The organism is Streptomyces sp. NPDC014991, assembly GCF_043080665.1.
GTDB lineage: Bacteria > Actinomycetota > Actinomycetes > Streptomycetales > Streptomycetaceae > Streptomyces.
Genome location: NZ_JBIBVY010000002.1, coordinates 121,502 through 147,046, shown reverse-complemented (window position 1 = coordinate 147,046; position 25,545 = coordinate 121,502). Strand labels below are relative to the sequence as shown.

General features: G+C 72.9%; 22 protein-coding genes and 1 pseudogene. 7 read left to right on the top strand and 16 right to left on the bottom strand.

The features are described 5' to 3' along the window. Positions 1–47 precede the first annotated feature (47 nt). The 4 genes and pseudogenes from ACF1BE_RS04710 to ACF1BE_RS04695 all read right to left on the bottom strand — a co-directional run. Positions 48–950, bottom strand: coding sequence for an LLM class flavin-dependent oxidoreductase (locus ACF1BE_RS04710; protein ID WP_392197518.1), 903 nt, complete (start codon positions 948–950; stop codon positions 48–50). 35 nt (positions 951–985) lie between these two features. Then, positions 986–1,534: an RNA 2'-phosphotransferase gene (locus ACF1BE_RS04705; RefSeq protein ID WP_392197517.1), complete on the bottom strand. Its 549-nt coding sequence runs from the start codon at positions 1,532–1,534 to the stop codon at positions 986–988. A 324-nt stretch (positions 1,535–1,858) separates the two neighbouring features. After that, positions 1,859–3,613 (bottom strand): SDR family oxidoreductase, encoded by a 1,755-nt coding sequence (locus ACF1BE_RS04700; protein ID WP_392197516.1) that lies wholly within the window; start codon positions 3,611–3,613, stop codon positions 1,859–1,861. Then, positions 3,610–3,975, bottom strand: a pseudogene (locus tag ACF1BE_RS04695) (Xaa-Pro aminopeptidase); the annotation flags it as partial. The gene ACF1BE_RS04700 and the pseudogene ACF1BE_RS04695, both read right to left, overlap by 4 nt. Before the next feature lie 280 nt (positions 3,976–4,255). Between ACF1BE_RS04695 and ACF1BE_RS04690 the strand changes: the two are divergent. The 4 genes from ACF1BE_RS04690 to ACF1BE_RS04675 are packed head-to-tail and all read left to right on the top strand — an operon-like array spanning position 4,256 to position 7,757. Further along, positions 4,256–5,221 (top strand): ABC transporter ATP-binding protein, encoded by a 966-nt coding sequence (locus ACF1BE_RS04690; protein WP_392197829.1) that lies wholly within the window; start codon positions 4,256–4,258, stop codon positions 5,219–5,221. Then, a complete protein-coding gene (locus ACF1BE_RS04685) occupies positions 5,211–6,119 on the top strand; it encodes an ABC transporter permease (RefSeq protein WP_392197515.1) in 909 nt (302 codons plus the stop codon). Before ACF1BE_RS04690 ends, ACF1BE_RS04685 begins: the two co-directional genes overlap by 11 nt. Beyond that, entirely contained in the window at positions 6,116–7,027 is a 912-nt protein-coding gene (locus tag ACF1BE_RS04680) for an ABC transporter ATP-binding protein (RefSeq protein WP_392197514.1), read from the top strand. Before ACF1BE_RS04685 ends, ACF1BE_RS04680 begins: the two co-directional genes overlap by 4 nt. A 10-nt stretch (positions 7,028–7,037) precedes the next feature. After that, positions 7,038–7,757, top strand: coding sequence for an ABC transporter permease subunit (locus tag ACF1BE_RS04675; RefSeq protein WP_392197828.1), 720 nt, complete (start codon positions 7,038–7,040; stop codon positions 7,755–7,757). A gap of 174 nt (positions 7,758–7,931) precedes the next feature. On the opposite strand, the gene ACF1BE_RS04670 is transcribed toward ACF1BE_RS04675, so the two are convergent. The 9 genes from ACF1BE_RS04670 to ACF1BE_RS04630 all read right to left on the bottom strand — a co-directional run bounded on the left by ACF1BE_RS04670 (position 7,932) and on the right by ACF1BE_RS04630 (position 18,012). Further along, positions 7,932–8,729: an HAD family hydrolase gene (locus ACF1BE_RS04670; RefSeq protein ID WP_392197513.1), complete on the bottom strand. Its 798-nt coding sequence runs from the start codon at positions 8,727–8,729 to the stop codon at positions 7,932–7,934. Then, entirely contained in the window at positions 8,726–10,003 is a 1,278-nt protein-coding gene (gene serS, locus ACF1BE_RS04665) for a serine--tRNA ligase (protein WP_392197512.1), read from the bottom strand. Before serS ends, ACF1BE_RS04670 begins: the two co-directional genes overlap by 4 nt. Before the next feature lie 543 nt (positions 10,004–10,546). Further along, complete coding sequence (gene pheA, locus ACF1BE_RS04660) at positions 10,547–11,479, bottom strand: prephenate dehydratase (protein WP_392197511.1); 933 nt, start codon at positions 11,477–11,479, stop codon at positions 10,547–10,549. 114 nt (positions 11,480–11,593) lie between these two features. Continuing rightward, complete coding sequence (efeB, locus tag ACF1BE_RS04655) at positions 11,594–12,874, bottom strand: iron uptake transporter deferrochelatase/peroxidase subunit (RefSeq protein WP_392197510.1); 1,281 nt, start codon at positions 12,872–12,874, stop codon at positions 11,594–11,596. A gap of 6 nt (positions 12,875–12,880) precedes the next feature. Further along, complete coding sequence (locus ACF1BE_RS04650) at positions 12,881–15,016, bottom strand: copper resistance CopC/CopD family protein (protein WP_392197509.1); 2,136 nt, start codon at positions 15,014–15,016, stop codon at positions 12,881–12,883. A gap of 13 nt (positions 15,017–15,029) precedes the next feature. Beyond that, a complete protein-coding gene (locus ACF1BE_RS04645; protein WP_392197508.1) occupies positions 15,030–15,500 on the bottom strand; it encodes a copper chaperone PCu(A)C in 471 nt (156 codons plus the stop codon). Further along, positions 15,497–16,150 (bottom strand): SCO family protein, encoded by a 654-nt coding sequence (locus ACF1BE_RS04640; protein ID WP_392197507.1) that lies wholly within the window; start codon positions 16,148–16,150, stop codon positions 15,497–15,499. The genes ACF1BE_RS04645 and ACF1BE_RS04640 overlap by 4 nt, the downstream gene beginning before the upstream one ends. Positions 16,151–16,266: 116 nt before the next feature. Beyond that, entirely contained in the window at positions 16,267–16,998 is a 732-nt protein-coding gene (locus ACF1BE_RS04635) for a YcnI family protein (protein ID WP_392197506.1), read from the bottom strand. Positions 16,999–17,148: 150 nt separating this feature from the next. Then, positions 17,149–18,012, bottom strand: a complete 864-nt coding sequence (locus ACF1BE_RS04630; protein ID WP_392197505.1) for a hypothetical protein — start codon at positions 18,010–18,012, stop codon at positions 17,149–17,151. A gap of 187 nt (positions 18,013–18,199) precedes the next feature. Between ACF1BE_RS04630 and ACF1BE_RS04625 the strand changes: the two genes are divergently transcribed. Continuing rightward, entirely contained in the window at positions 18,200–18,643 is a 444-nt protein-coding gene (locus ACF1BE_RS04625; protein ID WP_392197504.1) for an ATP-binding protein, read from the top strand. Positions 18,644–18,784: 141 nt separating this feature from the next. Here the strand turns inward: ACF1BE_RS04625 and ACF1BE_RS04620 are convergent, their stop codons facing one another. The 3 genes from ACF1BE_RS04620 to ACF1BE_RS04610 all read right to left on the bottom strand — a co-directional run bounded on the left by ACF1BE_RS04620 (position 18,785) and on the right by ACF1BE_RS04610 (position 23,298). Continuing rightward, on the bottom strand, positions 18,785–20,155 hold the full coding sequence (locus ACF1BE_RS04620) for a PLP-dependent aminotransferase family protein (protein ID WP_392197503.1): 1,371 nt from the start codon (positions 20,153–20,155) through the stop codon (positions 18,785–18,787). Between the two features lie 106 nt (positions 20,156–20,261). Then, on the bottom strand, positions 20,262–21,746 hold the full coding sequence (locus tag ACF1BE_RS04615; RefSeq protein ID WP_392197502.1) for an aminopeptidase P family protein: 1,485 nt from the start codon (positions 21,744–21,746) through the stop codon (positions 20,262–20,264). A gap of 151 nt (positions 21,747–21,897) precedes the next feature. Next, entirely contained in the window at positions 21,898–23,298 is a 1,401-nt protein-coding gene (locus ACF1BE_RS04610; RefSeq protein WP_392197501.1) for a SpoIIE family protein phosphatase, read from the bottom strand. A 605-nt stretch (positions 23,299–23,903) separates the two neighbouring features. Between ACF1BE_RS04610 and ACF1BE_RS04605 the strand changes: the two genes are divergently transcribed. Together ACF1BE_RS04605 and ACF1BE_RS04600 are read left to right on the top strand one after the other, a co-directional pair. Then, the gene (locus ACF1BE_RS04605) at positions 23,904–24,569 is read left to right on the top strand and encodes a bifunctional DNA primase/polymerase (protein ID WP_392197500.1); all 666 of its coding nucleotides are present in this window, start codon (positions 23,904–23,906) and stop codon (positions 24,567–24,569) included. A 56-nt stretch (positions 24,570–24,625) separates the two neighbouring features. Beyond that, positions 24,626–25,201 carry a hypothetical protein gene (locus tag ACF1BE_RS04600; RefSeq protein ID WP_392197499.1) on the top strand — a complete coding sequence of 192 codons (576 nt, stop codon included), beginning with the start codon at positions 24,626–24,628 and terminating at the stop codon, positions 25,199–25,201. Positions 25,202–25,545: the final 344 nt, after the last annotated feature.

The window sequence follows — 25,545 nt, the reverse complement described above, 5'->3', positions numbered from 1 at the left end:
GGCGGGGCGACTGGCGGGCCGGGCCGGTCGCCCGGCCCCGGCGCGGTTCAGGCCAGCTGCGCCGGGGTTTCGACGGCGATCCGCTCGAAGACCTTCTCGTCCGCGGCGAAGTCGGAGTCCGGGATGGGCCAGTGGACGACGATCTCGGAGAAGCCCAGCGCCTGGTGGCGGCCGGCGAAGTCCACGAAGGCGTCCACGGACCCGAGCGGCCGGCCGCGGTCCGGGGTGAAACCGGTCAGCAGGACCTTCTCCAGCCCGGCCACGTCCCGCCCGGCGGCCTCGCACGCCTCGGACAGCCTGCCGATCTGACCGCGCAGCGCTTCGACGGACTGCTCGGGAGTGCCGGTCTCGTACAGCTTCGGGTCGCCGGTGGTCACCCAGGCCTGGCCGTACCGCGCGGCCAGCCTCAGACCGCGGGGGCCGGTGGCGGCCACCGCGAACGGCAGCCGGGGGCGCTGCACACAGCCGGGTATGTTCCGCGCCTCGTGCGCCGAGTAGAACCGGCCCTCCTGCGACACGGTGTCCTCGGTGAGCAGGCGGTCGAGGAGGGGCACGAACTCACCGAACCGGTCGGCGCGCTCCCGCGGGCTCCAGGGCTCCTGGCCCAGGGCGGTGGCGTCGAAGCCGGTGCCGCCGGCGCCGATGCCCAGGGTGACCCGGCCGCCGGAGATGTCGTCGAGGGTCACGAGTTCCTTGGCCAGCGTGACCGGGTGCCGGAAGTTGGGCGAGGTGACGAGCGTGCCCAGGCGCAGTCGGCCGGTGGCCGCCGCGGCCGCGGTCAGCGTCGGGAGCGCGCCGAACCAGGGGCCGTCCCGGAAGCTGCGCCAGGACAGGTGGTCGTACGTGTACGCCGTGTGGAAGCCGAGCTGTTCGGCGCGTACCCAGGACGCACGGCCGCCTTCGCTCCAGCGGCGGTACGGCAGGATCACGGTGCTCAGACGCAGACTCATGGGTCCGAGGGTAAGCGCCCGGCGCCGGCCGGTGCTCAGCGCGGGCCCGGAAAGCGCAGGTGACGCGGGGGCACGGCCGCAGTCAGCCAGACCCCGTTGGCGCTGACGCGGAACACATGGCCGTCGCGGTGCATGGCGCCGGAGTCGACGGTGAGCACCACGGGCCGGCCCCGCCGGGCGCCGACACGGGCGGCCATCTCCCGGTCGGCGGACAGGTGCACGTCGTGCCGGCCCATGGGCCTCAGGCCCTCCGCGCGGATCGCGTCCAGGCTGCGGTTCACCGTCCCGTGGTAGAGGTACGGCGGTGGAGTGGCCGGGGGCAGGCCGAGGTCGACCTCGATGCTGTGTCCCTGGCTGGCGCGGATCCTGTCGCCCTCCGTCACGAAGCGCTGTTTGTCGTTCGTGGCGACGACGTGGTCCAGCTCCTCGCGCGTGACCCGGAATCCGTGTGCGGTGGCCGCGGTGATCAGGGTGTCGATCTCCACCCAGCCGCCCGGGTCCGGCGTGATCCCGATGCGCTCGGGCTGGTGGCGCAGGTGTCTGGAGAGGTACTTGGACACCTGCACGGTGCGTCGTTCGTCCATGGGTCCAGCGTGCGGGAGAGACGTGGATCACGCAGGTTTTTTTCCCGGAGGGTTTGGTCCACAGCCAACTGCATTTATCCACAGGGGAATGGGCGAAGGTGTGGACAAGTGGGCCGCCGATCAGGGTCCTTCGGGGACTTCCGCCGCCGTGCCGGGTGGCGCGGCGAGTCGATCCGGCGCCCTTGAGGACGGCCGTGGGCCGGGCGGGGGCGGGGTCGCTCGCCCGCGCTTGCGGGGTGCCGCCGCGTACCCGTGCCGTCCAGCGGCACGACTGCTCGCGACGGCGCTCGGCGGCGCCGACCCCAGCCCGTGCTCAGTCCCGGCTCACCATTTCGGTTCCACCCGGGCGATCCTGCGCAGCGCGCCCGGCAGGAAGCGGGACAGCAGGTGGGCGGCCCGGGCTTCCGGGGTCACCGGGGCCACCGCCCTGTTGTGGGTCACCGCGTCCAGGACGGCGGCGGCGACCTTCTCCGGTGGGTAGTTGCGCAGGCCGTACAGGCGGGCGGACCGCTGCCGGCGGCGCCGCTCCTCGGCCTCGTCGACGCCGGTGAAGCGGGCCGTGGAGGTGATGCCGGTGTTGACGAAGCCGGGGCAGACCGCCGTGACGCCGATGTCCTGGGAGGCCAGTTCGGCACGCAGGCACTCGGAGAGCATCAGTACCGCCGCCTTGGAGGTGCTGTAGGCGGGCAGGGCACGGGAGGGCTGGTACGCCGCGGCCGACGCGATGTTGACGATGTGGCCGCCCTGGCCGCGCTCGGCCATGCGCGCGCCGAAGAGCCGGCACCCGTGGATGACCCCCCACAGGTTGACGTCCAGCACCTTGCGCCAGTCGTCGGGCGTCGTGGTGAAGAAGGAGCCCGACAGGCCGATGCCCGCGTTGTTGACCAGGACGTCCGGCACGCCGTACTCACGGTGGACCTTCTCGGCGAGCTTCTCCATGCTCTGCTCGTCGGAGACGTCCACGGGCTCGGCCCAGGCGTCGGGAGCGCCGGCCAGGCGGGACAGCTCGGCGGTGCGGGTCGCGGCGTCGGCGTCCCGGTCGACGGCGATCACGCGCGCGCCGGCCTCCGCGAAGGCGAACGCCGTCGCCCGGCCGATGCCGCTGCCGGCGCCGGTGATCAGCACCAGCTGTCCGCCGAACCGGTCGGCATGGCGGCCGGTGCCCTTCGGGACGGGACGGCCGCCTTCCACGGACGTGACGAATGCGGCGATCCACGCCGAGACCTGGTCGGGCCGGGTGCGCGGGACCCAGTGTCCGGCAGGGAGCGTGCGGCGGGTCAGCCGCGGCGCCCACCGGTCCAGGTCGTCGTAGAGCCGCTCGGACAGGAACGCGTCGCCCTGCGGCGTGATGAGCTGCACGGGCGCGTGTGCGTACGCGTCCGGGCGCGGCCTGCGCATCCGGGCGCGGACGTTGTCCCGGTACAGCCAGGCGCCGTGGGCCGCGTCGGTGGGCAGCGACGCGGTGGGGTAGTCACCGTCGGAGATCCGCTCGGCCCGTTCCAGGATCCGCGGCCAGCGCCTGCCGAGCGGGCCGCGCCAGGCCAGCTCCGGCAGGAGCGGGGTGTGCAGCAGGTAGACGTACCAGGAGCGGGCGCCCTGGCCGAGGAGCTGGCCGACCCGGCGGGGCGTGGGACGCCGCACGCGCGCGTTGATCCAGTGCCCGAAGTGGTCGAGGGACGGCCCGGAGATCGAGGTGAAGGAGGCGATACGGCCCTTTGTACGGCTCACCGTGACGAACTCCCAGGACTGCACCGAGCCCCAGTCGTGCCCGACGAGGTGCACCGGCCGGTCCGGGCTCACCGCGTCCACGACGGCGAGGAAGTCGTCCGTGAGCTTGGCGAGCGTGAAGCCCCCGCGCAGCGGCCGGGGTGCCGTGGACCGGCCGTGGCCCCGGACGTCGTACAGGACCACGTGGAAGCGGTCGGCGAGCCGGTCCGCGACCTGTGACCAGACCTCCTTGCTGTCCGGGTAGCCGTGCAGCAGGACGACCGTCGGCTGTTCCGGGTCGCCCAGCTCGGCCACGCACAGCTCGACCCCGCCGGTCCGCACCCAGCGCTCACGCGCGTCTTTCCGTGTCACTTCTCCTCCGCCCAGCGCCGCTCGTGCGGCAGGTCGTCGTCCAGCCAGAAGACGCTCTCCCCGGGGTCCCGGGAGTCGTTCACCACCAGGATCTCTCCCCGGGCTTCGCGCCCGTACCGTGGAAGCCGAGGTGGGGTGCCACCGCCCGCAGGCCGGCCGTGACGGGTGGTCCGAGAAGCGGTACGCAGACCCCGGCGGCGACCGGTCCTCGCGGCGGCCATGCGGCCGGCGGGCGGCCGGACAGGTGCGGTGACCGGCGGCGCCACCTCCCCCGGTGCGCGTGGCGAGCGATCACCCCCCAGGGGGTGCCCCCGGTGCCGGTTGGCCGGGTCCTGGCGGATCAGCAGCCGGTCCACGTCCTGTGCCGTCGGCATGCCGCCCCGTCCCGTCGTCCCGGCGCCTCGTCCCGGCGACGCGCCCCTCGACCGCGGTACGCGTCCGTGACCTCACTGGTGAATGTGACAGTTGTTAGAGGTGGCGTCAATACGGGTGATCCCCGACCGTGAACAACCACCGGCGGCCGTCCGGGCCCGCCCGTGGGCAGGCCTCCCTCAGGGGCCCCTACTACCTGGGTCTGACGTGAAACGGCTCTGAAGTCTGACGACCGGCGTGGTCCGGATCACTACTGTCTGAGGCGTGACTGTGATCGCGACCGAAAGCCTGAGCAAGCGGTTCCCCCGGGTGACCGCGCTCGACCGGCTGTCCGTGGACATCGGACCCGGTGTGACCGGACTCGTCGGGGCCAACGGCGCCGGCAAGTCCACCCTGATCAAGATCCTGCTGGGTCTGTCCCCCGCCACGGAGGGCCGCGCCGAGGTGCTCGGCCTCGACGTGGCCACCAAGGGCGCCGCCATCCGCGAGCGCGTCGGATACATGCCGGAGCACGACTGCCTGCCGCCGGACGTCTCGGCCACCGAGTTCGTCGTGCACATGGCCCGCATGTCCGGCCTGCCGCCCACCGCGGCCCGCGAGCGCACCGCCGACACGCTGCGCCACGTCGGCCTGTACGAGGAGCGGTACCGCCCGATCGGCGGCTACTCGACGGGCATGAAGCAGCGGGTGAAGCTCGCCCAGGCGCTGGTGCACGACCCGCAGCTGGTGTTCCTGGACGAGCCGACCAACGGCCTGGACCCGGTCGGCCGCGACGAGATGCTCGGCCTGATCCGCCGCATCCACACCGACTTCGGCATCTCCGTCCTGGTCACCTCCCACCTGCTGGGAGAGCTGGAGCGCACCTGCGACCACGTCGTCGTCGTCGACGGCGGCAAGTTGCTGCGCTCCAGTTCCACCACCGACTTCACCCAGACCACGACCACCCTGGCGATCGAGGTCACCGACAGCGACGACCACCCCGACGGCACCCGCGCGGTCCGCGAGGCGCTCCACGCGCGCGGGGTCGACACGCACGCCGAGTCGGGCGGCCTGCCCGGCGCCGGACACATCCTGCTGCTGACCGCCGCGGGCGAGGAGACGTACGACCTCGTCCGGGACGTGGTCGCGGACCTCGGGCTCGGCCTGGTGCGCATGGAACAGCGCCGGCACCACATCTCCGAGGTGTTCACCAGCGGCGACGAACAGCGGAAGGAGGCCGTCGGCCATGGCGGTTGAGCATTCCCCGGCAGCGCCCACCGGCGACCGGTCCCGCATCCACGACATCGGCTACCGCGGCTACGACGGCCCCCGCCTCGGCCGCGCCTACGCCCGCCGTTCGCTGTACTCGCAGTCCCTGCGCGGCGCCTACGGTCTCGGCCGGTCGGTGAAGTCCAAGGTGCTGCCGATGCTGCTGTTCGCGGTGATGTGCGTGCCCGCCGCCATCATGGTGGCCGTCGCCGTCGCCACCAAGGCGCACGAACTGCCGGTGTCCTACACCCGGTACGCGATCACCATGCAGGCCGTGATCAGCCTGTACGTCGCCTCGCAGGCCCCCCAGGCGGTCTCCCGCGACCTGCGCTTCAAGACCGTACCGCTGTACTTCTCGCGGCCCATCGAGAGCGCCGACTACGTACGCGCGAAGTTCGCGGCGCTCGCCTCGGCCCTGTTCGTCCTCACCGGCGCACCGCTGCTCGTGATGTACATCGGCGCGCTGCTGTCCAAGATGGGCTTCGCCCACCAGACCGAGAAATTCGCCCAGGGACTGGTCTGCGTGGCCCTGCTCTCCCTGCTCTTCGCCGGCATCGGCCTGGTCATCGCCGCCTTCACGCCGCGCCGGGGCTTCGGTATCGCCGCCGTGATCGCCGTGCTGACCATCTCCTACGGCGCCGTGTCGACGCTCCAGGCCATCGCCGACGCCCAGGGCAGCGGCGACGCCGTCCCGTGGATCGGCCTGTTCTCGCCGGTCACGCTGATCGACGGTGTGCAGTACGCCTTCCTCGGCGGCAGCTCCGGCTTCCCCGGCGGGGTCGGCCCGTCCAGCGGGGAGGGCGTCGTGTACGTCGTCCTCCTCCTGGCCCTCGTCGCGGCCTGCTACGGCCTCCTGAACCGCCGCTACAAGAAGGTGGGACTGTGACCACGCTCACCATCGACCACGTGTCCCGCTGGTTCGGCAACGTCGTCGCCGTCAACGACATCACCATGACCATCGGCCCCGGCGTCACCGGCCTGCTCGGCCCCAACGGCGCCGGGAAGTCCACCCTGATCAACATGATGGGCGGCTTCCTCGCCCCCTCCACCGGCACCGTCACCCTCGACGGACAGCCGGTCTGGCGCAACGAGACCATCTACCGGCACATCGGCATCGTCCCCGAGCGGGAGGCGATGTACGACTTCCTCACCGGCCGTGAGTTCGTCGTCGCCAACGCCGAGCTGCACGGCCTGGGCGCCAAGGCGGCCCAGCGCGCCCTCGCCACGGTCGAGATGGAGTACGCGCAGGACCGGAAGATCTCCACGTACTCCAAGGGCATGCGGCAGCGCGTGAAGATGGCGAGCGCCCTCGTCCACGACCCGTCGCTGCTCCTGCTGGACGAGCCGTTCAACGGCATGGACCCGCGTCAGCGCATGCAGCTGATGGAGTTGCTGCGCAGGATGGGCGACGAGGGCCGCACGGTCCTGTTCTCCTCGCACATCCTCGAGGAGGTGGAGCAACTCGCCCGGCACATCGAGGTCGTCGTCGCCGGACGCCACGCGGCCAGCGGTGACTTCCGCCGGATCCGCCGTCTGATGACCGACCGCCCGCACCGCTACCTGGTGCGCTCCAGCGACGACCGCGCCCTCGCGGCCGCGCTGATCGCCGACCCGTCGACGTCCGGCATCGAGGTCGACGTGACCGAGGGCGCGCTGCGCGTCCAGGCCGTCGACTTCGGCCGCTTCACCGCCCTGCTGCCGAAGGTCGCCAGGGACCACGGCATCCGACTGCTCACGGTCTCGCCGTCCGACGAGTCCCTGGAGTCCGTCTTCTCGTACCTGGTCGCGGCGTAGGAGGCCCATGATGTATGACCCCACCGTCGCCCGACTCACCTACCGAGCCCTGCTCGGCCGCCGCCGGGCCCTCATCCTCGGCGCGCTGCCGCTGCTGCTGATCGTGATCTCCGTGGCCGTGCGCGGCCTGACCGGGGCCGACGACCAGACGGCGGCGGACGTTCTCGGCGGCTTCGCGCTCGCCACCATGGTGCCGATCATCGGTGTCATCGCGGGGACGGGCGCGATCGGCCCGGAGATCGACGACGGCTCCGTCGTCTACCTGCTGTCCAAGCCGCTCAAGCGGCCCACCATCATCCTGACCAAGCTGATCGTCGCCGTCGCCGTCACCATGGTCTTCTCGGCGGTGCCGACCCTGGTCGCCGGCCTGATCCTGAACGGCAACGGCCAGCAGATCGCCGTGGCCTACACGGTCGCCGCGCTGGTCTCCTCCATCGCCTACTCCGCGCTGTTCCTGCTGCTGGGCACGGTCTCCCGGCACGCGGTGGTCTTCGGGCTCGTCTACGCGCTGGTCTGGGAGGCGCTGTTCGGCTCCCTGGTGCCGGGTGCGCGCACGCTGAGCGTCCAGCAGTGGTCGCTGGCCGTCGCCCACAAGCTGGCCGGCGGGGACCTGGTGACGTCCGAGGTGGGCCTGCCGACGGCCACCGTCCTGCTGGTGGCGGTCACCGTGCTCGCCACCTGGTACGCCGGGCAGAAGCTGCGGGCGCTGACGCTGGCGGGCGAGGAGTAGGCCTCGGCGAGCCGCCGGGGGCCCGACGGGGGCGCCACTGCGGTCCGGGCGGATGTCCGGACCGGCTTCTCGAGAGGTCCGCCGCGCGAGCACGGGGAAGAGGTACGGGGGCCGCGCGAGCGGCCCCCGTCGCGTCCGCGCTCGGTGACGGGCCGCGGGCCCGCCGCGCGGGCCCTACGCCAGCGACCGCTCCAGCACGACCGCGATGCCGTCGTCCTCGTTGGAGGCCGTCACCTCGTCGGCCACGGCCTTCAGTTCCTGGTGGGCGTTGGCCATGGCCACGCCCCGGGACGCCCAGGCGAACATCGGGATGTCGTTGGGCATGTCGCCGAAGGCGATGGTGTCGGCGGCCTTCAGGCCGAGCCGGCGGGCGGCGAGGGACAGGCCCGTGGCCTTGGACAGGCCGAGCGGGAGCAGTTCCACGATGCCCTCGCCCGCCATGGCCACCGTGACGAAGCCGCCGGCCGCCTGCCGGGCGGCGTCCGCCAGCTCGTCGTCGCCCAGTGTCGGATGCTGTATGTAGATCTTGTTCAGGGGAGCGGTCCAGATGTCGGACGCGTCCGTGAACGGTGTCGCGGGCAGCCTGCCCGTGACCGCGTACCCCGGGCCCACCAGGACCTCGCCGTCGAGGCCGTCCCGGCTGGCCGCCAGGTACAGCGGGCCGACCTCGGCCTCGATCTTGGCGAGAGCCACGCCCGCCAGCTGCCGGTCCAGGGTGACGGAGGTCAGCAGGCGGTGGCTGCCGGCGTCGTACACCTGGGCGCCCTGGCCGCAGACGGCGAGGCCGTCGTAGCCGAGGTCGTCCAGGATGTGCCGGGTCCAGGGCACCGCACGGCCGGTGACGACGATGTGCGCGGCGCCCGCCGCGGTCGCCGCGGCGAGCGCCTCCCGGGTGCGCTGCGAGATCGACTCGTCGGAGCGCAGCAGCGTGCCATCGAGGTCGGTGGCTATGAGCCCGTACGGGAAGGTCACCGGGACACCGGCTCCAGGACCTCACGGCCGCCCAGGTAGGGGCGCAGCACCTCGGGCACCCGGACGGAGCCGTCGGCCAGCTGGTGGTTCTCCAGGATCGCCACGATCGTGCGCGGGACGGCGCACAGCGTGCCGTTGAGCGTGGCGAGCGGCTTGACCTGCTTGCCGTCGCGGACCCGGATGGACAGGCGGCGGGACTGGAACTCGGTGCAGTCCGAGGTCGAGGTCAGCTCGCGGTACTTGCCCTGGGTCGGGATCCACGCCTCGCAGTCGTACTTGCGGGCGGCCGAGGAACCGAGGTCACCGGAGGCGACGTCGATCACGCGGAACGGCAGCTCCAGCGACTCCAGCCACTGCTTCTCCCACGCCAGCAGGCGCTGGTGCTCGGCCTGCGAGTCCTCGGGAGCGACGTACGAGAACATCTCGACCTTGTCGAACTGGTGCACGCGGAAGATGCCCCGCGTGTCCTTGCCGTGCGAGCCGGCCTCGCGGCGGAAGCAGGGCGAGAAGCCCGCGTACCGCAGCGGCAGCTTGTCCGCGTCGATGATCTCGTCCATGTGGTAGGCCGCCAGCGGGACCTCGGAGGTGCCGACCAGGTACAGGTCGTCCTTGTCGAGGTGGTAGACGTCCTGGGCGGCCTGGCCGAGGAAGCCGGTGCCCGCCATGGACTGCGGGCGGACCAGCGCAGGGGTGAGCATCGGCGTGAAACCGGCCGCGGAGGCCTGCGCGATCGCCGCGTTCACCAGGGCCAGCTCCAGCAGGGCGCCGACACCGGTGAGGAAGTAGAAACGGGAGCCGGAGACCTTGGCGCCGCGCTCGACGTCGATCGCGCCGAGCAGCTGACCCAGTTCCAGGTGGTCCCTGGGCTCGAAGCCCTCGGCGCCGAAGTCACGGATCGTGCCGTGCGTCTCCAGCGTGACGAAGTCCTCCTCGCCGCCGACGGGCACGTCGGGGTGGACGAGGTTGCCGAGCCGGAGCAGCAGCTCCTGGGTCTCGGAGTCGGCCGCGTCGCGCTCGACGTCGGCGGCCCTGACGTCGGCCTTCAGCTGCTCGGCACGCTTGAGCAGCTCGGCCTTCTCGTCGGGGGAGGCCTTGGGGATCAGCTTGCCGAGCTGCTTCTGCTCGGCGCGCAGCTCGTCGAAGCGGACGCCGGAGGACCTGCGCCGCTCGTCGGCAGACAGGAGAGCGTCGACGAGCGCGACGTCCTCTCCACGGGCGCGCTGGGAGGCGCGCACACGGTCGGGGTCCTCACGGAGCAGGCGAAGGTCAATCACGGGGCCAAGGCTACCGGTGCGCGGTCGTGGCTCACGAATCACTATTCCGTGGTGTTGCGATTCGCCGCTTACGTTCCGTTATGAGGTAATTGCCGACAGTGTCAAGTAAAAGTGTCCCACCCCCTGGGGCGGGTCACGTGCCGGCCGTCGCGTTGACCGGATCTCCTTGTGGCGAGCGGGATTTGGCGGCTCGATTGTCCACAGCGATCCGCACCCTGCGAAGAGTTATCCACAGGCTGTGTGGAAGATCTGTGGATTTCGGAATCGATCACTCCGGAAAGCTCGGACGGGTCGAAGAATTCCCGGGTCAAACCCCGTCGAGACCTGCGTTCGGGTGGAAAACGATCGCCCCAAAAGGTGAATCGAAGCAAACGGGTGAACGAAGCGTGGCCTTACGGGAAGTGACGGCGGCGATGCGTTCCAGGGCGATTTGTCGACCTGACGGGCCTCCGCTGTCGACTTGTCCCCAGGTCGAGAAGGGTCCCTGTGGATAACTCCTGTGGATAACGCTGGTATGCAGGTACGACCGGCTGGAACGGCTGGTCAGAACCGGCCGTCCTGGCAGCGTGCCACCCAGTCCGACGCCGCCATGAACTCATCGTCCGACGTCCCGGGCAGTGTCGGACGGGCCGCGTCCGGCGTGATGTCCGCGCGGGGGTAGGAACCCAGGAAGCGCACCTGGAGACAGATGCGCTTCAGACCCATCAGCGTCTCCGCCATCCGCCGGTCGGAGATATGGCCTTCGGCGTCGATGCAGAAGCAGTAGTTGCCGATACCGGCGCCGGTCGGCCGGGACTGGAGCAGCATGAGGTTGATGCCGCGCGAGGCGAACTCGCCGAGCAGGTCGCGCAGGGCACCGGGGTGGTCGTCCCGCTGCCACAGCACCACCGAGGTCTTGTCGGCACCGGTGGGCGCGGCGGGCCGGGCCGGGCGGCCGACCAGCACGAACCGGGTCTGGGCGTTCTCCGCGTCGTGGATGCCGGTCTCCAGCGCCTCCAGGCCGTACCGGGCGGCGGCGAACTCACCGGCGAACGCGGCGTCGTAGCGGCCCTCCTGGACCAGGCGGGCGGCGTCCGCGTTGGAGGCCGCCGACTCCCAGACCGCCTCCGGGAGGTGGGCGCGCAGCCAGTTCCGCACCTGCGGCTGGGCCGCGGGGTGGGCGGAGACGGTCTTGATGTCTGTGAGCTTCGTGCCGGGCCGGACGAGCAGCGCGAAGGTGATGGACAGCAGCACCTCGCGGTAGATCGTCAGCGGAGCGCCCGCGACCAGCTCGTCCAGGGTGGTGGTGATCCCGCCCTCGACCGAGTTCTCGATCGGCACGAACGCGGCCTCGGCCTCACCCGCCCGGACCGCGTCCAGCGCGGACTGCACCGACACGTACGGGATCAGCTCCCGGGTGGCCGCCTCCGGAAGCGTGCGCAGGGCGACCTCCGTGAAGGTGCCCTCCGGGCCGAGATAGGCATAGCTCGCTGGCATGCCCTCACCCTAATGGCCGCGCGGCCGGCCGGCCCCGCCGTGTCATGTGCGCCACTCGACCGGGTGGTTTCGATCCGGATCGTCCCACCGGCGGGCGCCGATGCGCGTACGCGGTCAGCCCTCCAGCAGTCGCTGTCCCACGTACTCGCCCTCGGCCGCGCCACCCGGCACGGCGAACAGGCCGCTCGCCTCGTGACGGATGTACTTCGACAGCGCGTCGCCCCGGTCGAGCTTGCGCTGCACGGGCACGAAGCCGCGCAGAGGGTCCGCCTGCCAGCAGATGAAGAGGAGGCCGGCGTCGGGCGTGCCGTCCGGGTCGATGCCGTCGTGGTAGGAGAAGGGGCGCCGGAGCATGGTCGCGCCGCCGTTCCGGTCGGGCCGGGTGATCCGGGCGTGCGCGGTGAGCGGGACGACGTACTCGCCGTGGGCGTCGGTCTTCTCCAGGTCCATCGGGGTCGTCTCCTCGCCCCCCGACAGCGGCGCCCCGTCGGCCTTGCGGCGCCCGATGACCTGCTCCTGCGCCGTGAGCGACAGCTTCTCCCAGTCGTCCAGGAGCATGCGGATGCGGCGTACGACGGCGTAGGAGCCGTCCGCCATCCACGCGGGTTCACCCGACGCGGGTACGAAGATCCGCTTCTCGAAGTCGGTGTCGGCCGGTTCGGGGTTGCGGGTGCCGTCGAGCTGGCCCATGAGGTTGCGGGCCGTCATGGGGTGGGCGGTGGCGCCAGGGCTGCGGTTGAAGCCGTTCATCTGCCAGCGCACCCGCGCGGCGGAGCCCGCGTCCTTCTGGATCGCGCGCAGGGCGTGGAAGGCGACGAGGGCGTCGTTCGCGCCGATCTGCACCCACAGGTCGCCGTCGCTGCGCGCCCTGTCGAGGCGGTCGGAGGAGAAGTCCGGCAGCGGGTCGAGGGCGCCGGGCCGCTGCTTCTCCAGACCGGTCCGCGCGAAGAAACTGCGACCGAAACCGAAGGTGAGGGTCAGTGAGGAGGGACCCGCGTCCCGGGCCACACCGGTGTCGTCGTGCGGGGCGGCCTCGCCCGCCATCAGCCGTTCGGCCGTCGCCGACCAGCGGCGCAGCAGGGCCGTCGCCTGCTTCCGGCCCGCGCCCGCCGTCAGGTCGAAGGCGACGAGGTGGCCGCAGGCCTGAAGTCCCTCGGTGATGCCGGGCTGATGTTTCCCGTGAAACATCGCCCGGCCTGAGCCCACCGAGGACAGCGGAGCGGCCTGGGCGGGCGCGGCGGCGTACCCCACGGCGCCGCCCGCCGCGCCGAGCACGAGCCCGGTGGCACCGGCCGTGCCGAGCAGGGCGCGCCGGGAGACACCGCGCGCCCCGGACACGCGATCGGTCACCGGTGTGCCGGGCGTACGGCTCTGCGGGAGGAACTGGTCGGGCATGGTGGTTCAGCCGATCTGCGCGCGCTTGGAGACGGTCGTCTGGTCGATGTCGGAGGTGCGGACCGTGATGGCGACGGTCCAGTCGCCGGCCATGGGAATCTGCACCTCGCTCGCCGACCAGTGACCGGTGGTGATGTGGTCGGGGGTCACGGGCAGCGGGCCGATCTTCTTCGCCTCGAGCGTGAAGGAGATCTTCACCTCCGGGACGTCGAAGGCCCGGCCGTTGGGACGCTGGACATAGACGTGCATCTCGTTGCCGCCCACGCGCGCGGGGTCGAGGTCGATGCTCACGACGCCCTTGCCGTCGGTGCCGCCGGTGTCGAACGGCATGTCCAGGGTGAGCGCCCCGGACGAGGCCGAGGCGGCGGAGCCGGACGTGGCCGAGGTGGCGGCCTTGGCCTCCTGCTCGGTGCGGCCCGGCTCGGTCTGGGTCAGCGCGGTGGTGACGGCGAGCAGCACCAGGGCGACCCCGGTCTCGGCGAGCACCGAGCGGCGCAGGCCGGAGCGGTGCGGGTCGGCATCGCGCAGCCGTTTGCGCCGGGTGGCGTCGACGGCCGCGCGCTGCCGGGCGAGCTGGGCGGCCCGCCGGGAGTCACCCTCGCCGGAACCAGGACCAGAACCAGAACCGGACTCGGACTCGGACTCGAACCCGGACCCGGACTCGAACCCGGACTCGGACTCGGACCCGGACTCGAATCCGGACTCGGGCTCGGATCCGGACCCGGAAGCGGCATCGGAGCCGTCGTCGGCCCCTTCAGCGTCGCCCGTGGTCCCCTTGCCCTCCCCCGCCGCCGTGCCGCCGGCCCCGGCGTCGGTGCCGCCACCGCCGCCCTTGCCGCCACCGGCCGCCCGCGATGCGGTGACCTGTTCCCTGGCCCGGGACTTCTGCGCCTTTCCGGCCCGCACGGCCGGGTCCGTCAGCTGGGCCGTCCAGCGCCGGGACACCACCGCGACGCCGACCAGCAGCGCCACCAGCCCGATCTTGACCAGCAGCAGCTGCCCGTACCGCGTGTCGGTGAACGCCGACCAGGAGCCGAGCTGCCGCCAGGACTGGTAGACGCCGGTGGCGACGAGCGTGAGGACGGAGCCGGAGGCGACCCGGGAGAACCGCCGTACGGCGGCTGCCCCGACCGGGGTCTCGGCGGGCGCCCGGTACAGGGCGACCAGCAGCGCGGTGAGCCCGCCCAGCCAGGCGGCGACGGCCAGCAGATGGACGACGTCGACCGGCATGGCGATGCCCGGCTGGAGCCCTGTGGAGGCGTGTTCGGCCATCGCCCAGCTGGTCGCCAGGCCGGCCGCGACGACGCCCCCGCCGACCGCGAGTCCGAAGGTCAGGTCGCGCTTCTCCCGCTGCTCCTCGCGCCGGGTGTAGGTACCGAAGAGGACGGCGACGAACAGCGCCGCGGCGGCGAGCAGCAGCAGCCGGGAGACCAGTGCGGCACCGGTCTTGGTCTGGAGCACCTGGCCGAGCAGACCGAGGTCGAAGACGTCGGCGAACTCGCCGGAGGTGGTGTACGAGCCGCGCAGGAGCAGCAGCCACAGGGTGGCCGCGGTCAGCGCGACCCAGCCGCCGGCCACCAGCCGTTGCAGGGCCCGTACGCCCGCGCCGCGCTGCCAGCAGGCGAGGACGAAGGCCGCACCACCGGCGAGAACGATGAAACCGGCGTACGACAGGTACCGTCCGAACGCGTACAGCGCGCCCACGACTCCGCCGCCCGCGGCCGGTCCCGTGTTCTGCACGACGGTCCGCGAGGGCGCGCCGATGGAGAACGTGTAGGCACCGGAGACGGGGTGGCTGTCCGCCGAGACGACCTGGTAGGTGACGGTGTAGGTGCCCTTGCCGAGGCCGCTCCTGAGCCGCACGGCGTACGTCGTTCCGCTGATGTTCGCGGGGCTGCCCGTCTGGACCGGCTTGCCCCTGGGATCCAGGACGCGCAGGGAGTCGTCGTTCATCGCCACCTTCTCGGAGAAGGTGAGCGACACCTGGGTGGGTGCCTTGTCGGCCACCACCCCCTGTGCGGGGTCACTGCCGGTCAGTGCCGCGTGCGCGGAGGCCGGTCCGGCGCCCGCCAGCAGCGCGCCGGTGACGGCGAGCAACAGCAGCACCAGGTACCGCAGGCGGGGGGTGATGGTCCGGGTCACGGTGTTCCCTCCCTCAGTGGCCGGTCGACGGGTGGTACGTGGCGGACTCCACCGGCATCTCGACGGTGAGGCGCCCCGACCGGGCGAACGTGAGCTTCACGGTGACCGTCTGGCCCTGCTTCGGCGCACGCCGCAGCTTCTCGAACATCAGATGGTTGCCGCCGCTCTCGAACACGAGCCGGCCGTGGGCGGGCACCGTGAAGGAAGACTTCTCCGTCATGGTGCCGCCCTGCGTGCTGTGCATGGTCACCTGGCCGGCGACGTCACTGCTGACCGCGGTCAGCTCGTCCCCGGTGCCGCCCTTGTCGGTGATCGTCAGGAAGCCGGCGGCCATGTCGGCCGAGACCGGCTGGGGCATGTAGGGCGAGCTGACGGACAGCTCGGCCCGGTCCGGCCCGGAGGCGGAACCGGACCCGGAGCAGCCCGTGAGGGCCAGGGCGCCGGCGAGCGCACCGGCGGCCAGGACGGCCCTGCTGCGCGTCACGGGTTGGCTCCCCTGACGAGCTTGGGCAGGTCCCGGCTGTAGTCGTCGACCGTGGTGTCCTCGCCGTAGAGGACGTAACCGGCGTCCGTCTTCGGGGAGAAGGCGATGACCTGGGTGCCGTGCACCGAGACGAGCTTGCCGTTCTTGTCCTTCGTCGTCGGCTCCACCGAGATGCCGACCGAGCGGGCCCCGGCCTTGACGGCGGCGAAGTCGCCGGTCAGGCCGATGAACCGGGGGTCGATGCCCTTCAGCCACTTGCCCAGTTCGGCGGGGGTGTCGCGGCCGGGGTCGGTGGTGACGAACACGACCCGCAGATCGTTCTGCTCGCCCTTGGGCAGCGTCTTCTGGGCGACGGCGATGTTGCTCATCGTCGTGGGGCAGATGTCGGGGCAGTGGGTGTAGCCGAAGTAGAGCAGGGTCGGGTGGCCCTCGGTCTCCTTGCGGAGGTCGTACTTCCTGCCGTGGGTGTCGGTGAGGACCAGGTCCGGCTTCGTGAACGGCTGGTCGAGAACGGTGGCGGCCTTGCCCGCGTCCGACCCTCCCGAGACGACGGCGACCGGTGCGTCACCGTCGTCGCCGGTGCCGCAGGCGGAGAGGGTCAGGGTGGCGGCCGCGAGCATCACGGCCGCGGCGAACGTCTTCTTGCGCATAGGAAAATGTCCCAGATGTGTTGATCCCGGCGCGCACCGGGGTCGTAGGACGGCGTCCTCGGCCGGGGCCGGCGGACAGCGTCGTACGACGCCCGGCGCGCGCTGGGGAAAGGGGCTCAGGCGGTGCGGCGGCGGCCCGCGAGGACGCCGTAGGCCACGCCCGCGACGCCGACGACGATGCCGATCACGCCGAGCACGCGCGCGGTGGTGTCACTGCCGCTGCCGGAGTCCCCGGCGGCGGCCGTCTTCCCGCTCTTGCCGTCCGTGTCGTCGTCGGCGGCGGCCGTCGTGCCGTGGTGGTCGTCGCCGGAGGCGGCCGTCAGCTCGAGGACGGGGGCCGGGTTCTCCGGCTCGTCCTCGCCCTTCTGCGGCACCTCGATCCAGCGCACCACCTCCTTGTTCGAGTACGTCTGCACCGCCTTGAACACCAGCTGGTCGGTGTTCTCGGGCAGGGCGCCCAGGGAGAGGGGGAACTTCTGGAAGTAGCCGGGAGCGATGCCCTTGCCGCCGTCGGCGGTCCAGGTCACCTTGGTGACGGCCTCGTCGATCTTCTCGCCGTGCATCGTCAGCGGCTTGGCGAGCGTGGACTTGGTGACGTCGATCTTCCAGCCGGGGATCGGCTGCGGCATCACCGAGGCGATCGGGTGGTCGGCCGGGAGGTTGACCTCGATCTTGGTGGTCGAGGCGTTGTCACGCTCGTTGGGGACCTTGAAGTCCACGACCGCGTAACCGCCCTTGGCCGCGGTGCCCTCCGGCTGCACGCTGACGTGCGCGAAAGCGGGAGCCGAGAGGACGAGGACGGCCGAGCCCGAGACGGCAGCGGCGGCGGCGATACGAGAAGCCTTCATGGAAGGAAGTACTCCACTCTGATTCGGATCCGGTGGTGAAGAGGAATACGCGCGTGCGTGGCCGGCGTGTTGGCCGGACCGCTGGAAAAAGACGCACGCGCGCGTGCCGCGTGTCGGCGGCCCACCGGGGTCCGTGGAGCGGGGGTCGCGTCAGGCGGCGAGGAGGAACGCGGCGGCGGGCGGGCCGCGTCGGATCACCGTGTGCTGGAGGGCGGCGGTGTGCGGGGCCGGGGCCTCGTCGCGGTCGGTACGACGGCCGCGCGGGCCGGGCTCGACGGCGGGCAGCAGCCCGACACACAGGGCGTGCGCCAGTGCGAGCGCCGCGCGCAGGGACCGTACGAGCGCCCCCTCCGCGACTCCGTGCGCCGACAGCTCGATCAGCCGCAGCACGGCGAGGTCCCCGCGGCGCAACAGCCAGCCGGCGGCGACGGCCGCGAGCACGTGGCCGAGCAGCATCGGCAGCGAGGGCAGCAGCCCCGTGGCGGAGCCGGTGGCGTCGTGCGCGTGGTGCAGGGCGGGCAGGGCGCCCGTCGGCCGGCCGGCGCGGTCGATGAGGCGCGCGTCGAGCAGCAGCCGGAAGGCGTGCCCCGGCGTCAGGGACGACGGGGCCGAGCCGCACACCAGGTGTGCGGCCCGCTCGACGAGCGCGCTGTCGCTCAGCGTTCCGCCGGCGGAGGCCCCCGGCCCGGACGACGCCATCGACGTCATCGTCATCCCGCCGGAGGCCGCCACGGCCCCGTGCTGGCCCAGCCCGAACAGCGTGTGCAGCACGGTCTGGCCGAGGGCGAGGAGCGCGGTGATACCCGGCAGCGAACGGGCCCGCCCGGCGAGCGGGGCCACCAGCAGCAGGGAGCCGAGGAAGCCCGCGCCCAGCGTCCACAGCGGCAGGCGCGCGCAGGAGGCCAGGGTGTGCCCGGCCGCGGCCAGCGCGACGCAGACCGCGGCGAACACCGCGGCCCGCAGCATCCGGAGCCCGGCTCCGGGGCGCGCCGTGCGCGGGTGGGGGGCAGTCATGGCGGGGTCATCATCGCACTGCGCCCGCCGGGCACCTACGGCAGGGCGGCCGAGCCCTCCCCTCATACACCGAATCCTCTCCCGGCGCATCGACTGTATGGGCGGCGTCACGCCCACGCTGTGCTTACGGGTGCCTACAGGCGGCAATAGGTAACGGTATGTCGAGCCGCGGCCGGGAGGCTGGAGCATGAGCATCTGGTGGTCACTCCATCTGCGGCGCGACGCCGCGAGCGTGCCGCTCGCCCGGCGGCTGCTGATCGGCACCATGGAGACGGCGGGCGTCGACCCGGAGATCTCGTACGACCTGTCCGTCGCCCTGAGCGAGGCCTGCGCGAACGCCGTCGAGCACGGCGGGGACACCGCGCCCGGTGCCTCGGAGGCGTACCGGGTGACCGCGTACCTCGACGGCGAGAAGTGCCGTATCGAGGTGGCCGACTGGGGGCCCGGTTGCGTCCGTACCCAGGACATCCGGCCCGCCCGCCCGGACGCCGAGCACGGCCGCGGTCTGTGTCTGATCCGGGAACTCGCCGACCACGTCCACATCGGGCCCAAGTCGGGCCGGGGCGGGACGGTGGTCAGCTTCGACAAGATCCTCAAGTGGACGAAGGACCCCTCCCTGCTCACGGCCTGACGCGGCAGGCCACCGGGACGCGTGCGACGGCGGCCGGCGCGTGTGAGGCGGGCCCGGACAGCCGGCAGGCACGCGGGTGGGACCACGAGGGCCCCGGCCCGCGCCCGGTGCCGGCGCGCGCCCTCGCCGGCGCCCGCCGGTTCAGTCGCCGGTTCCCAGCACCCGCGCCAGCGCCTCCAGCGCCTGCGGGTACGTCCCTTCCCGGGGCGTGCCGTAGCCGACGACCAGGCCCTGCGGCATGCCGGGGCCGGGGGTGTGCCAGTGGCCGCCGAGGGTGCCGAGCGCCAGTCCCTCCGCCTCCGCGCGGGCCAGCACCTCGGCCTCGTCCGGCACCTCGATCAGCGCGTGCAGCCCGGCCGCGATCCCACGGACGCTCCGGTGCGCCCCCAGCCGGTGGAGGAGCTGGTCCCGGCGCCGCCGGTAGCGAAGCCGGCACGCGCGCACGTGCCGGTCGTACGCGTGGCTGTCGATCAGCTCGGCGAGCGCCAGCTGGCCGATGGTCTCGGTGTGGTGGTCGCTGTGCAGCTTGGCGTCGGTGACCGCGTCGACCAGGTGCGGCGGCAGCACCATCCAGCCCAGTCGCAGCGCCGGGCCGAGGGTCTTGGAAGCCGTGCCCAGGTACGCCACCTGGCCGGGCGCCGTCCCCTGCAACGCGCCCACCGGCTGCCGGTCGTAGCGGAACTCGCCGTCGTAGTCGTCCTCGACGACCAGCCCGCCCCGCGCGCGTGCCCAGTCGGTCAGCGCCCGGCGCCGCTCCGGGTGCAGGGTCACCCCGGTCGGGTACTGGTGGGCCGGCGTGACCACCACCGCCGCCGCCTCGCCCAGCTCCCCGGGCCGTACCCCGTCCGTGTCGACCGGGGCGGGCAGCACCGTCCCGCCGTTGCGCCGCACCACTTCCCGGTGGAAGGGCAGCCCGGGGTCCTCCATGGCGACCGCGGCGCCGTCCAGTACCCGCGTCAGGAGCGCCAGGCCCTGCACGTATCCGGAGGTGACGACGATCCGCTCCGGTGGCGCGAACACCCCGCGCGCCCGCCCCAGGTAGCCGGAGAGCGCGGTGCGCAGCTCGGTCCGGCCGCGCGGGTCGCCGTAGTCGTACGCCAGTGAGGGTGCCGTCGCGATGGCGCGGCGCAGCGCGCGCAGCCAGGCCGCGGCCGGGAAGGCGCCGACGTCGGGGCTGCCGGGGCGCAGGTCGAAACGCGGCGCACGCGCGCCCGCGGACGTCTCCGGCCGCTGCGCCTGTACGGCCGGCAGCTCGGCGACCCGGGTGCCCGAGCCCTGCCGGGCCGTGAGGTAGCCCTCGGCGACGAGCTGGTCGTAGGCGGCCTTGGCGGTGCCGCGCGAGATGCCCAGTTCCGCCGCGAGGCGCCGGGTGGCCGGCAGCCGAGTGCCGGGGGCGAGCCGCCCGTCCCGCACGGCGTCCCGCAGGGCCCGCTCCAGCCCGGCCCGGCGCCCGTCCGCCGTGTCGGGTTCGAGATGCAGGTCCACGCCCACGCCGGACCGGTGACCGTCCACGCACACCCTCCCCCCCGGGCGCGTGAGACCTTCGCGCGCCCGCCCCCCCATGCCGATGGCCGGGCACCACCGCGGCGCCCGGCCATCATCGTCCTGTTCGTACGGGTCAGCCCTGCAGGGCGGCCATCCACGCCTCGACCTCGTCGGACCGCCGCGGCAGCCCGGCCGACAGGTTCCGGTTGCCGTCCTCCGTGACGAGGATGTCGTCCTCGATGCGGACGCCGATGCCCCGGTACTCCTGCGGAACCGTCAGGTCGTCGGCCTGGAAGTACAGGCCCGGCTCGACGGTGAGCACCATGCCCGGCTCCAGGGTGCCGTCGACGTACGTCTCCACGCGGGCGGCCGCGCAGTCGTGGACGTCCAGGCCCAGCATGTGGCCGGTGCCGTGCAGCGTCCAGCGGCGCTGAAGGCCCAGCTCCAGGACGCGCTCGACCGGGCCCTCGGCCAGGCCCCACTCGACGAGCTTCTCGGCGAGCACGCGCTGGGCGGCGTCGTGGAAGTCGCGGTACTTGGCGCCCGGCCGCACGGCCGCGATGCCGGCCTCCTGGGCCTCGTACACGGCGTCGTAGATCTTCTTCTGGATCTCGCTGTACGTGCCGCTGACGGGCAGCGTGCGCGTGACGTCGGCGGTGTACAGCGTGTGCGTCTCCACGCCCGCGTCGAGCAGGAGCAGGTCGCCGGAGCGGACCGGGCCGTCGTTGCGGACCCAGTGCAGGGTGCAGGCGTGCGGGCCGGCGGCGGCGATCGTGCCGTAGCCGACGTCGTTGCCCTCCACGCGCGCGCGGAGGAAGAACGTGCCTTCGACGTAGCGCTCGCTCGTCGCCTCGGCCTTGTCGAGGACCTTCACGACGTCCTCGAAGCCGCGGACCGTCGAGTCGACGGCCTTCTGGAGCTCGCCGACCTCGAACTCGTCCTTGACCAGCCGGGCCTCGGAGAGGAAGACGCGCAGCTCCTCGTCGCGCTCGGCGGTGACCTTGTCGGTCAGGGCCGCCTCGATGCCCGCGTCGTGACCGCGCACCACGCGGACGGGGCCGGTGGCCTCGCGCAGCCGCTCGGTCAGCTCGCGCACGTCGGCGGCCGGGATGCCGTAGAGCGCCTCGGACTCGGTGAGGGAGTGGCGGCGGCCGACCCACAGCTCGCCCTGGCCGGAGAGCCAGAACTCGCCGTTCTCGCGGTCGGAGCGCGGCAGGAGGTAGATCGTCTCCTGGTGGCCGTCCGCGGTGGGCTCCAGGACGAGGACGCCGTCCTCGGTCTGGTCGCCGGTGAGGTAGACGTACTCGACGGAGGCGCGGAAGGGGTACTCCGTGTCGTTCGAGCGGGTCTTCAGGTTGCCCGCCGGGATCACCAGGCGCTCGCCCGGGAAGCGGGCGGAGAGCGCGGCACGGCGGCGGGCGGTGTGCCCGGCCTGCTCGACCGGCTCCAGGTCACGCAGCTCCGTGTCGGCCCAGCCGGACTTCATGTTCTCGGCCAGCTCGTCGGAGACGCCCGGGTACAGGCCGTTCTTCCGCTGCTTGATGGGCTCGTCGGACTCGGTCTCGGGGCCCTCCGCGGTAGCGGAGTCGGGCACAGCCGGGTTGAGCTCGTCGGACACGGATCCTCCTCGATACGCCATGTGATCCCCCGGGGCCCGCGACGCTCCTGCTCGTGGCCGAGCGGGGACCTCCATCATCGTACGGTCGTACCGCGGGCGGACCGGGGCCGGATGACCTGTTATGCCCGGTCATGCCGGTCCGGCGCGGGGCTCACTCGAAGCGGGCCGCCAGCAGGACGACGTCCTCGTCGCTGTCCGCCGCGTCCGGTCCGTCCGGCAGGACCGTGCGCAGGACGTGGTCGGCGACGGCTCCCGGATCGTGGCGCACCGCGCGCGGGACGCCCGCGGCGGCCGCGTGCAGCCGGGCGAAGGCGCGGTCCATCGGGTCGCCGGTACGGTGCAGCAGCCCGTCGGTGTAGAGCAGGACCGTCTCCCCGGCCTCCGCCTGGATCTCCACGCTCGGCGCCTCCCAGCAGGCGAGCATGCCGAGCGGGGCGGAGACCGAGGTCTCGGCGAACTCGGTGCGCCGCTCCCCGATGAGCAGCGGCGGGCTGTGTCCGGCGCCGGCCAGGGTGATCTTGCGCAGGGCGGGCTCGCAGAAGGCGAACAGGGCGGTGGCCGAGCGGGCGGGCTCGGTCAGCCGCAGCAGCAGCTCCAGGTCGGACAGGACGGCCACCGGGTCCTCGCCCTCCATCACGGCGTACGCCCGCAGGGAGGCGCGCAGCCGGCCCATGGCGGCCACCGCGCTGGGCCCGGAGCCCGTGACCGAGCCGACGGACAGGCCGAGCGCGGCGTCCGGCAGCGGCAGGGCGTCGTACCAGTCGCCGCCGCCGCGCGGGCCGGTGCGGTGCCGGGCGGCGAGCTGGACGCCGGCCACCCGGGGCAGCCGGGAGGGCAGCAGCTCCTCGGTGACGGTCGCCATGCACGCGCGCGTGCGCTCCACCTCCAGCAGCCGGGCGAGGTGTTCGGTGGCGTGCCGGACGTACAGGCCGGCGAGGTGGCGCTGCCGCTCGTGCGGCTCGGCGGGTTCGTCGTAGAACCAGACGGCGGCACCGAGGCGGCCGGCGGGCCCGGTGGCGAGGGGCAGGGAGTAGCTCGCGGCGTAGCCGAGGCGGGCGGCCACCTCGCGGTGGCGGGGGTCGAGGCCGTCCTCGGCGAGCAGGTCGGCGTGGACGATCTCGGCGCCGCCGCCCGTGTCGTACGGCAGGGCGCAGTGCGGCACCGTCTCGATGAGGCCGAGGTCGGCGCGGCCGAGACCGAGGCCGAGAGTGGTGCGGGGGCCGAGGCCGTCGCCGGGGTCGAGGACGACCAGGCCGCGGTGGGCGCCGACGAGGGACGCCCCGGCGCCCAGCAGTTCGTGCAGGGCGGGATCCAGGGCGCCGGTGCGCGTCAGGCGCTCGGTGAGTTCGTGGAGGGTCGTGAGGTCCGAGACCCAGGCGGCCAGCCGGTCCTGGAGGACGGTGCCGGGCGCGGGCGGGTGGGGAGCGGGGACGGAGGCGGTGCCCGGGGCGGGACCGGGGCCGGAGGCGGGAGAGGCGGGCGCGACAGTGTGGGCGGGCGTGGGAACTGTCGGATCGATTCCGGCCACTTTCGGAGGGTGCGGGGCGTTCATGGTGTCCGGCTTTCAGACCGGTGCGTATAGCTCAGAAGCATCGCAAACCCCCATGTCATTCTGCGCCGCTGGCAGTGTCTCCACATGTACACGCACTCGTGAGGGGATGTCCAGCATTGTCCTGCGGGGATTCCTGGTGTCCATGGGGCGGACGAGGTTTTTTCCCGAACTCCTTGCCTTACTGGCAAGTTGGCTAAAAACTGCCTCAGGTATGGGTTCATTGCGGTCGACTGCCCTTGCTCCACAGAGCGTCACAGCGGTCGTGATGGGTACGTACTCGGAGAAGGCCAGGGGTGGTGGGGGACCGCCCGGAACCTGGCGACGGACCCGGGCGTCATAGTCACCGACGGCCGAGCCCCATCCTCCCGTGGCGGAGGCGGAAGAACCACGCGCGACGGCGAAACGCCAGACTTCGCCACCCCCATGCCGCAGCCGCGCATGTGATAGACGCACTTTGGACGCGGCCAACGCTCGACCCCCTGGGGATCCCCTTGCCGTGCGCAGGGGTGTGATGCGCCAACAGGTACGCACAGTGAAGAGATCGACACATGGTGTGACGTAAACGACGGTGTTGCCAGCGGTGCAACGGAAAGGAACGAGCGCTCATGCGCGAGATCCTCGGAAGGCGACGCAGGCTCCTGTCCAGGCGGAAGGGCGGGCAGTCTGAGCTGATCAGCGCGGCCCTCACCTTCGCGACGCAATGGCAGTGGCCCGTACTCCCGGGTGTGGCCCCGGACCCACAGGGACGGGCCCGATGCGCCTGCCCGGACCCGGAGTGCACGGTGCCCGGCGCGCACCCCTTCGACCCCGGCCTCCTCGCGGCCACCACCGACGCCCGCCTGGTGCGCTGGTGGTGGACCAACCGGCCGGGCGCACCGGTCATCATGGCCACCGGCGGCAAGGCGCCCTGCGCGGTCAGCCTGCCGGCGCTCGCCGCCTCCCGCGCGCTCGCCCTGCTCGACCGGCGCGGCATGCGGCTGGGCCCGGTGATCGCCGCGCCGGCCCGGTGGGCGCTGCTGGTCAAGCCGTACTCCATGGAGCAGCTCGGCGAACTGCTCTACGCCAAGGACTTCGTTCCCGGCTCCCTGCGCTTCCACGGCGAGGGCGGCTATGTCGCCCTGCCCCCGTCTCAGACCGGCCAGGGCGCCGTCCGCTGGGAGCGCGCCCCGCTGCCCGGCTCGGCCTCGCCGTGGGTGCCCGACGTGGAGGCCGTGGTGGACGCCGTGGTCGACGCCCTCACTCGTACGGGTGTGAGCGCACCCGAGTTGTAGGGGATGTCGGGCGCGGACGCGGCGGACGGGCCCCGTCCACTCGTACTGTTCGGCCCATGCCGCGTCATTCCCGGGGACACAGCGCCCGCCAGCCGTTCCGCGGCGGGCCGGACGGCCGCACGCTTCGTCTGCTCGCCCTCCTGAGCGTCGTCGCGGCCGTCGCCGCGCTGCCGCTGGCGGTGGCGTCGGCGGGACAGGGGGCCGGCACCGGCCGGGCGGCCGTACCGGCCGCGTCGCGTGGCGACGCAAAGGTCCGCACGGCCCACTCCGGCCGCTCCCCGTTCCTGCTCGGCCTGGGCCTCGCCACCGCCGCCCGCTGCGGTCCCGGACTCACCTCGCCCGGCGGCATCGAGGCGCAGACCTGTGTGCTGACGCAGGGCGCGGACACCTGGGCGCGCACCTACTACCGCAACGCCACCGGCGAGTCGCTGGACTCCGTGCTGAGCCTGATGGGGCCGGGCGGCCGGACCGTGCAGATGCGCTGTGTCACGGGCGCCGGCGACGAGCCCGCCACCTGTGAGACGCCCCGCCAACCCAACCGGGGCGCACCGGACGCCTACACGGCCGTCACCGAGTTCGCCGCGCACGGCACCGGCGGGGCGCTGCTGTTGCGCTCGGGCAGCAACTCGTAGCGCGCCTGGGGCAGTCGACGTCCGCCGGCGCGCTGTACACCGGGTGCGGACATGGAAAGACCCGGTTGCTGGCGACGGGGGATGCACCAGCAACCGGGCTACTGGAACGGTAACAAGAGATCGGCGGTTCGCAAATTCCCTCTGGGCTATTCGGACACCGATTTCCCTGGCGCGGCGGGGAGTTGTGACAGGAGTCACCCGCTGTGCCGTCCGGCGCCGGGGGGGGGGGCCCCCGCCCCCCCGGGCCCCCCCCCCCGGGGGGGGGGCGGGGGGGGGGCCGGCCGGGGGGTTGTCCCCCCCCCGCCCCCCGCGCGGCCCCCCCTGTCGGGCGCCGGGCCGGCGCG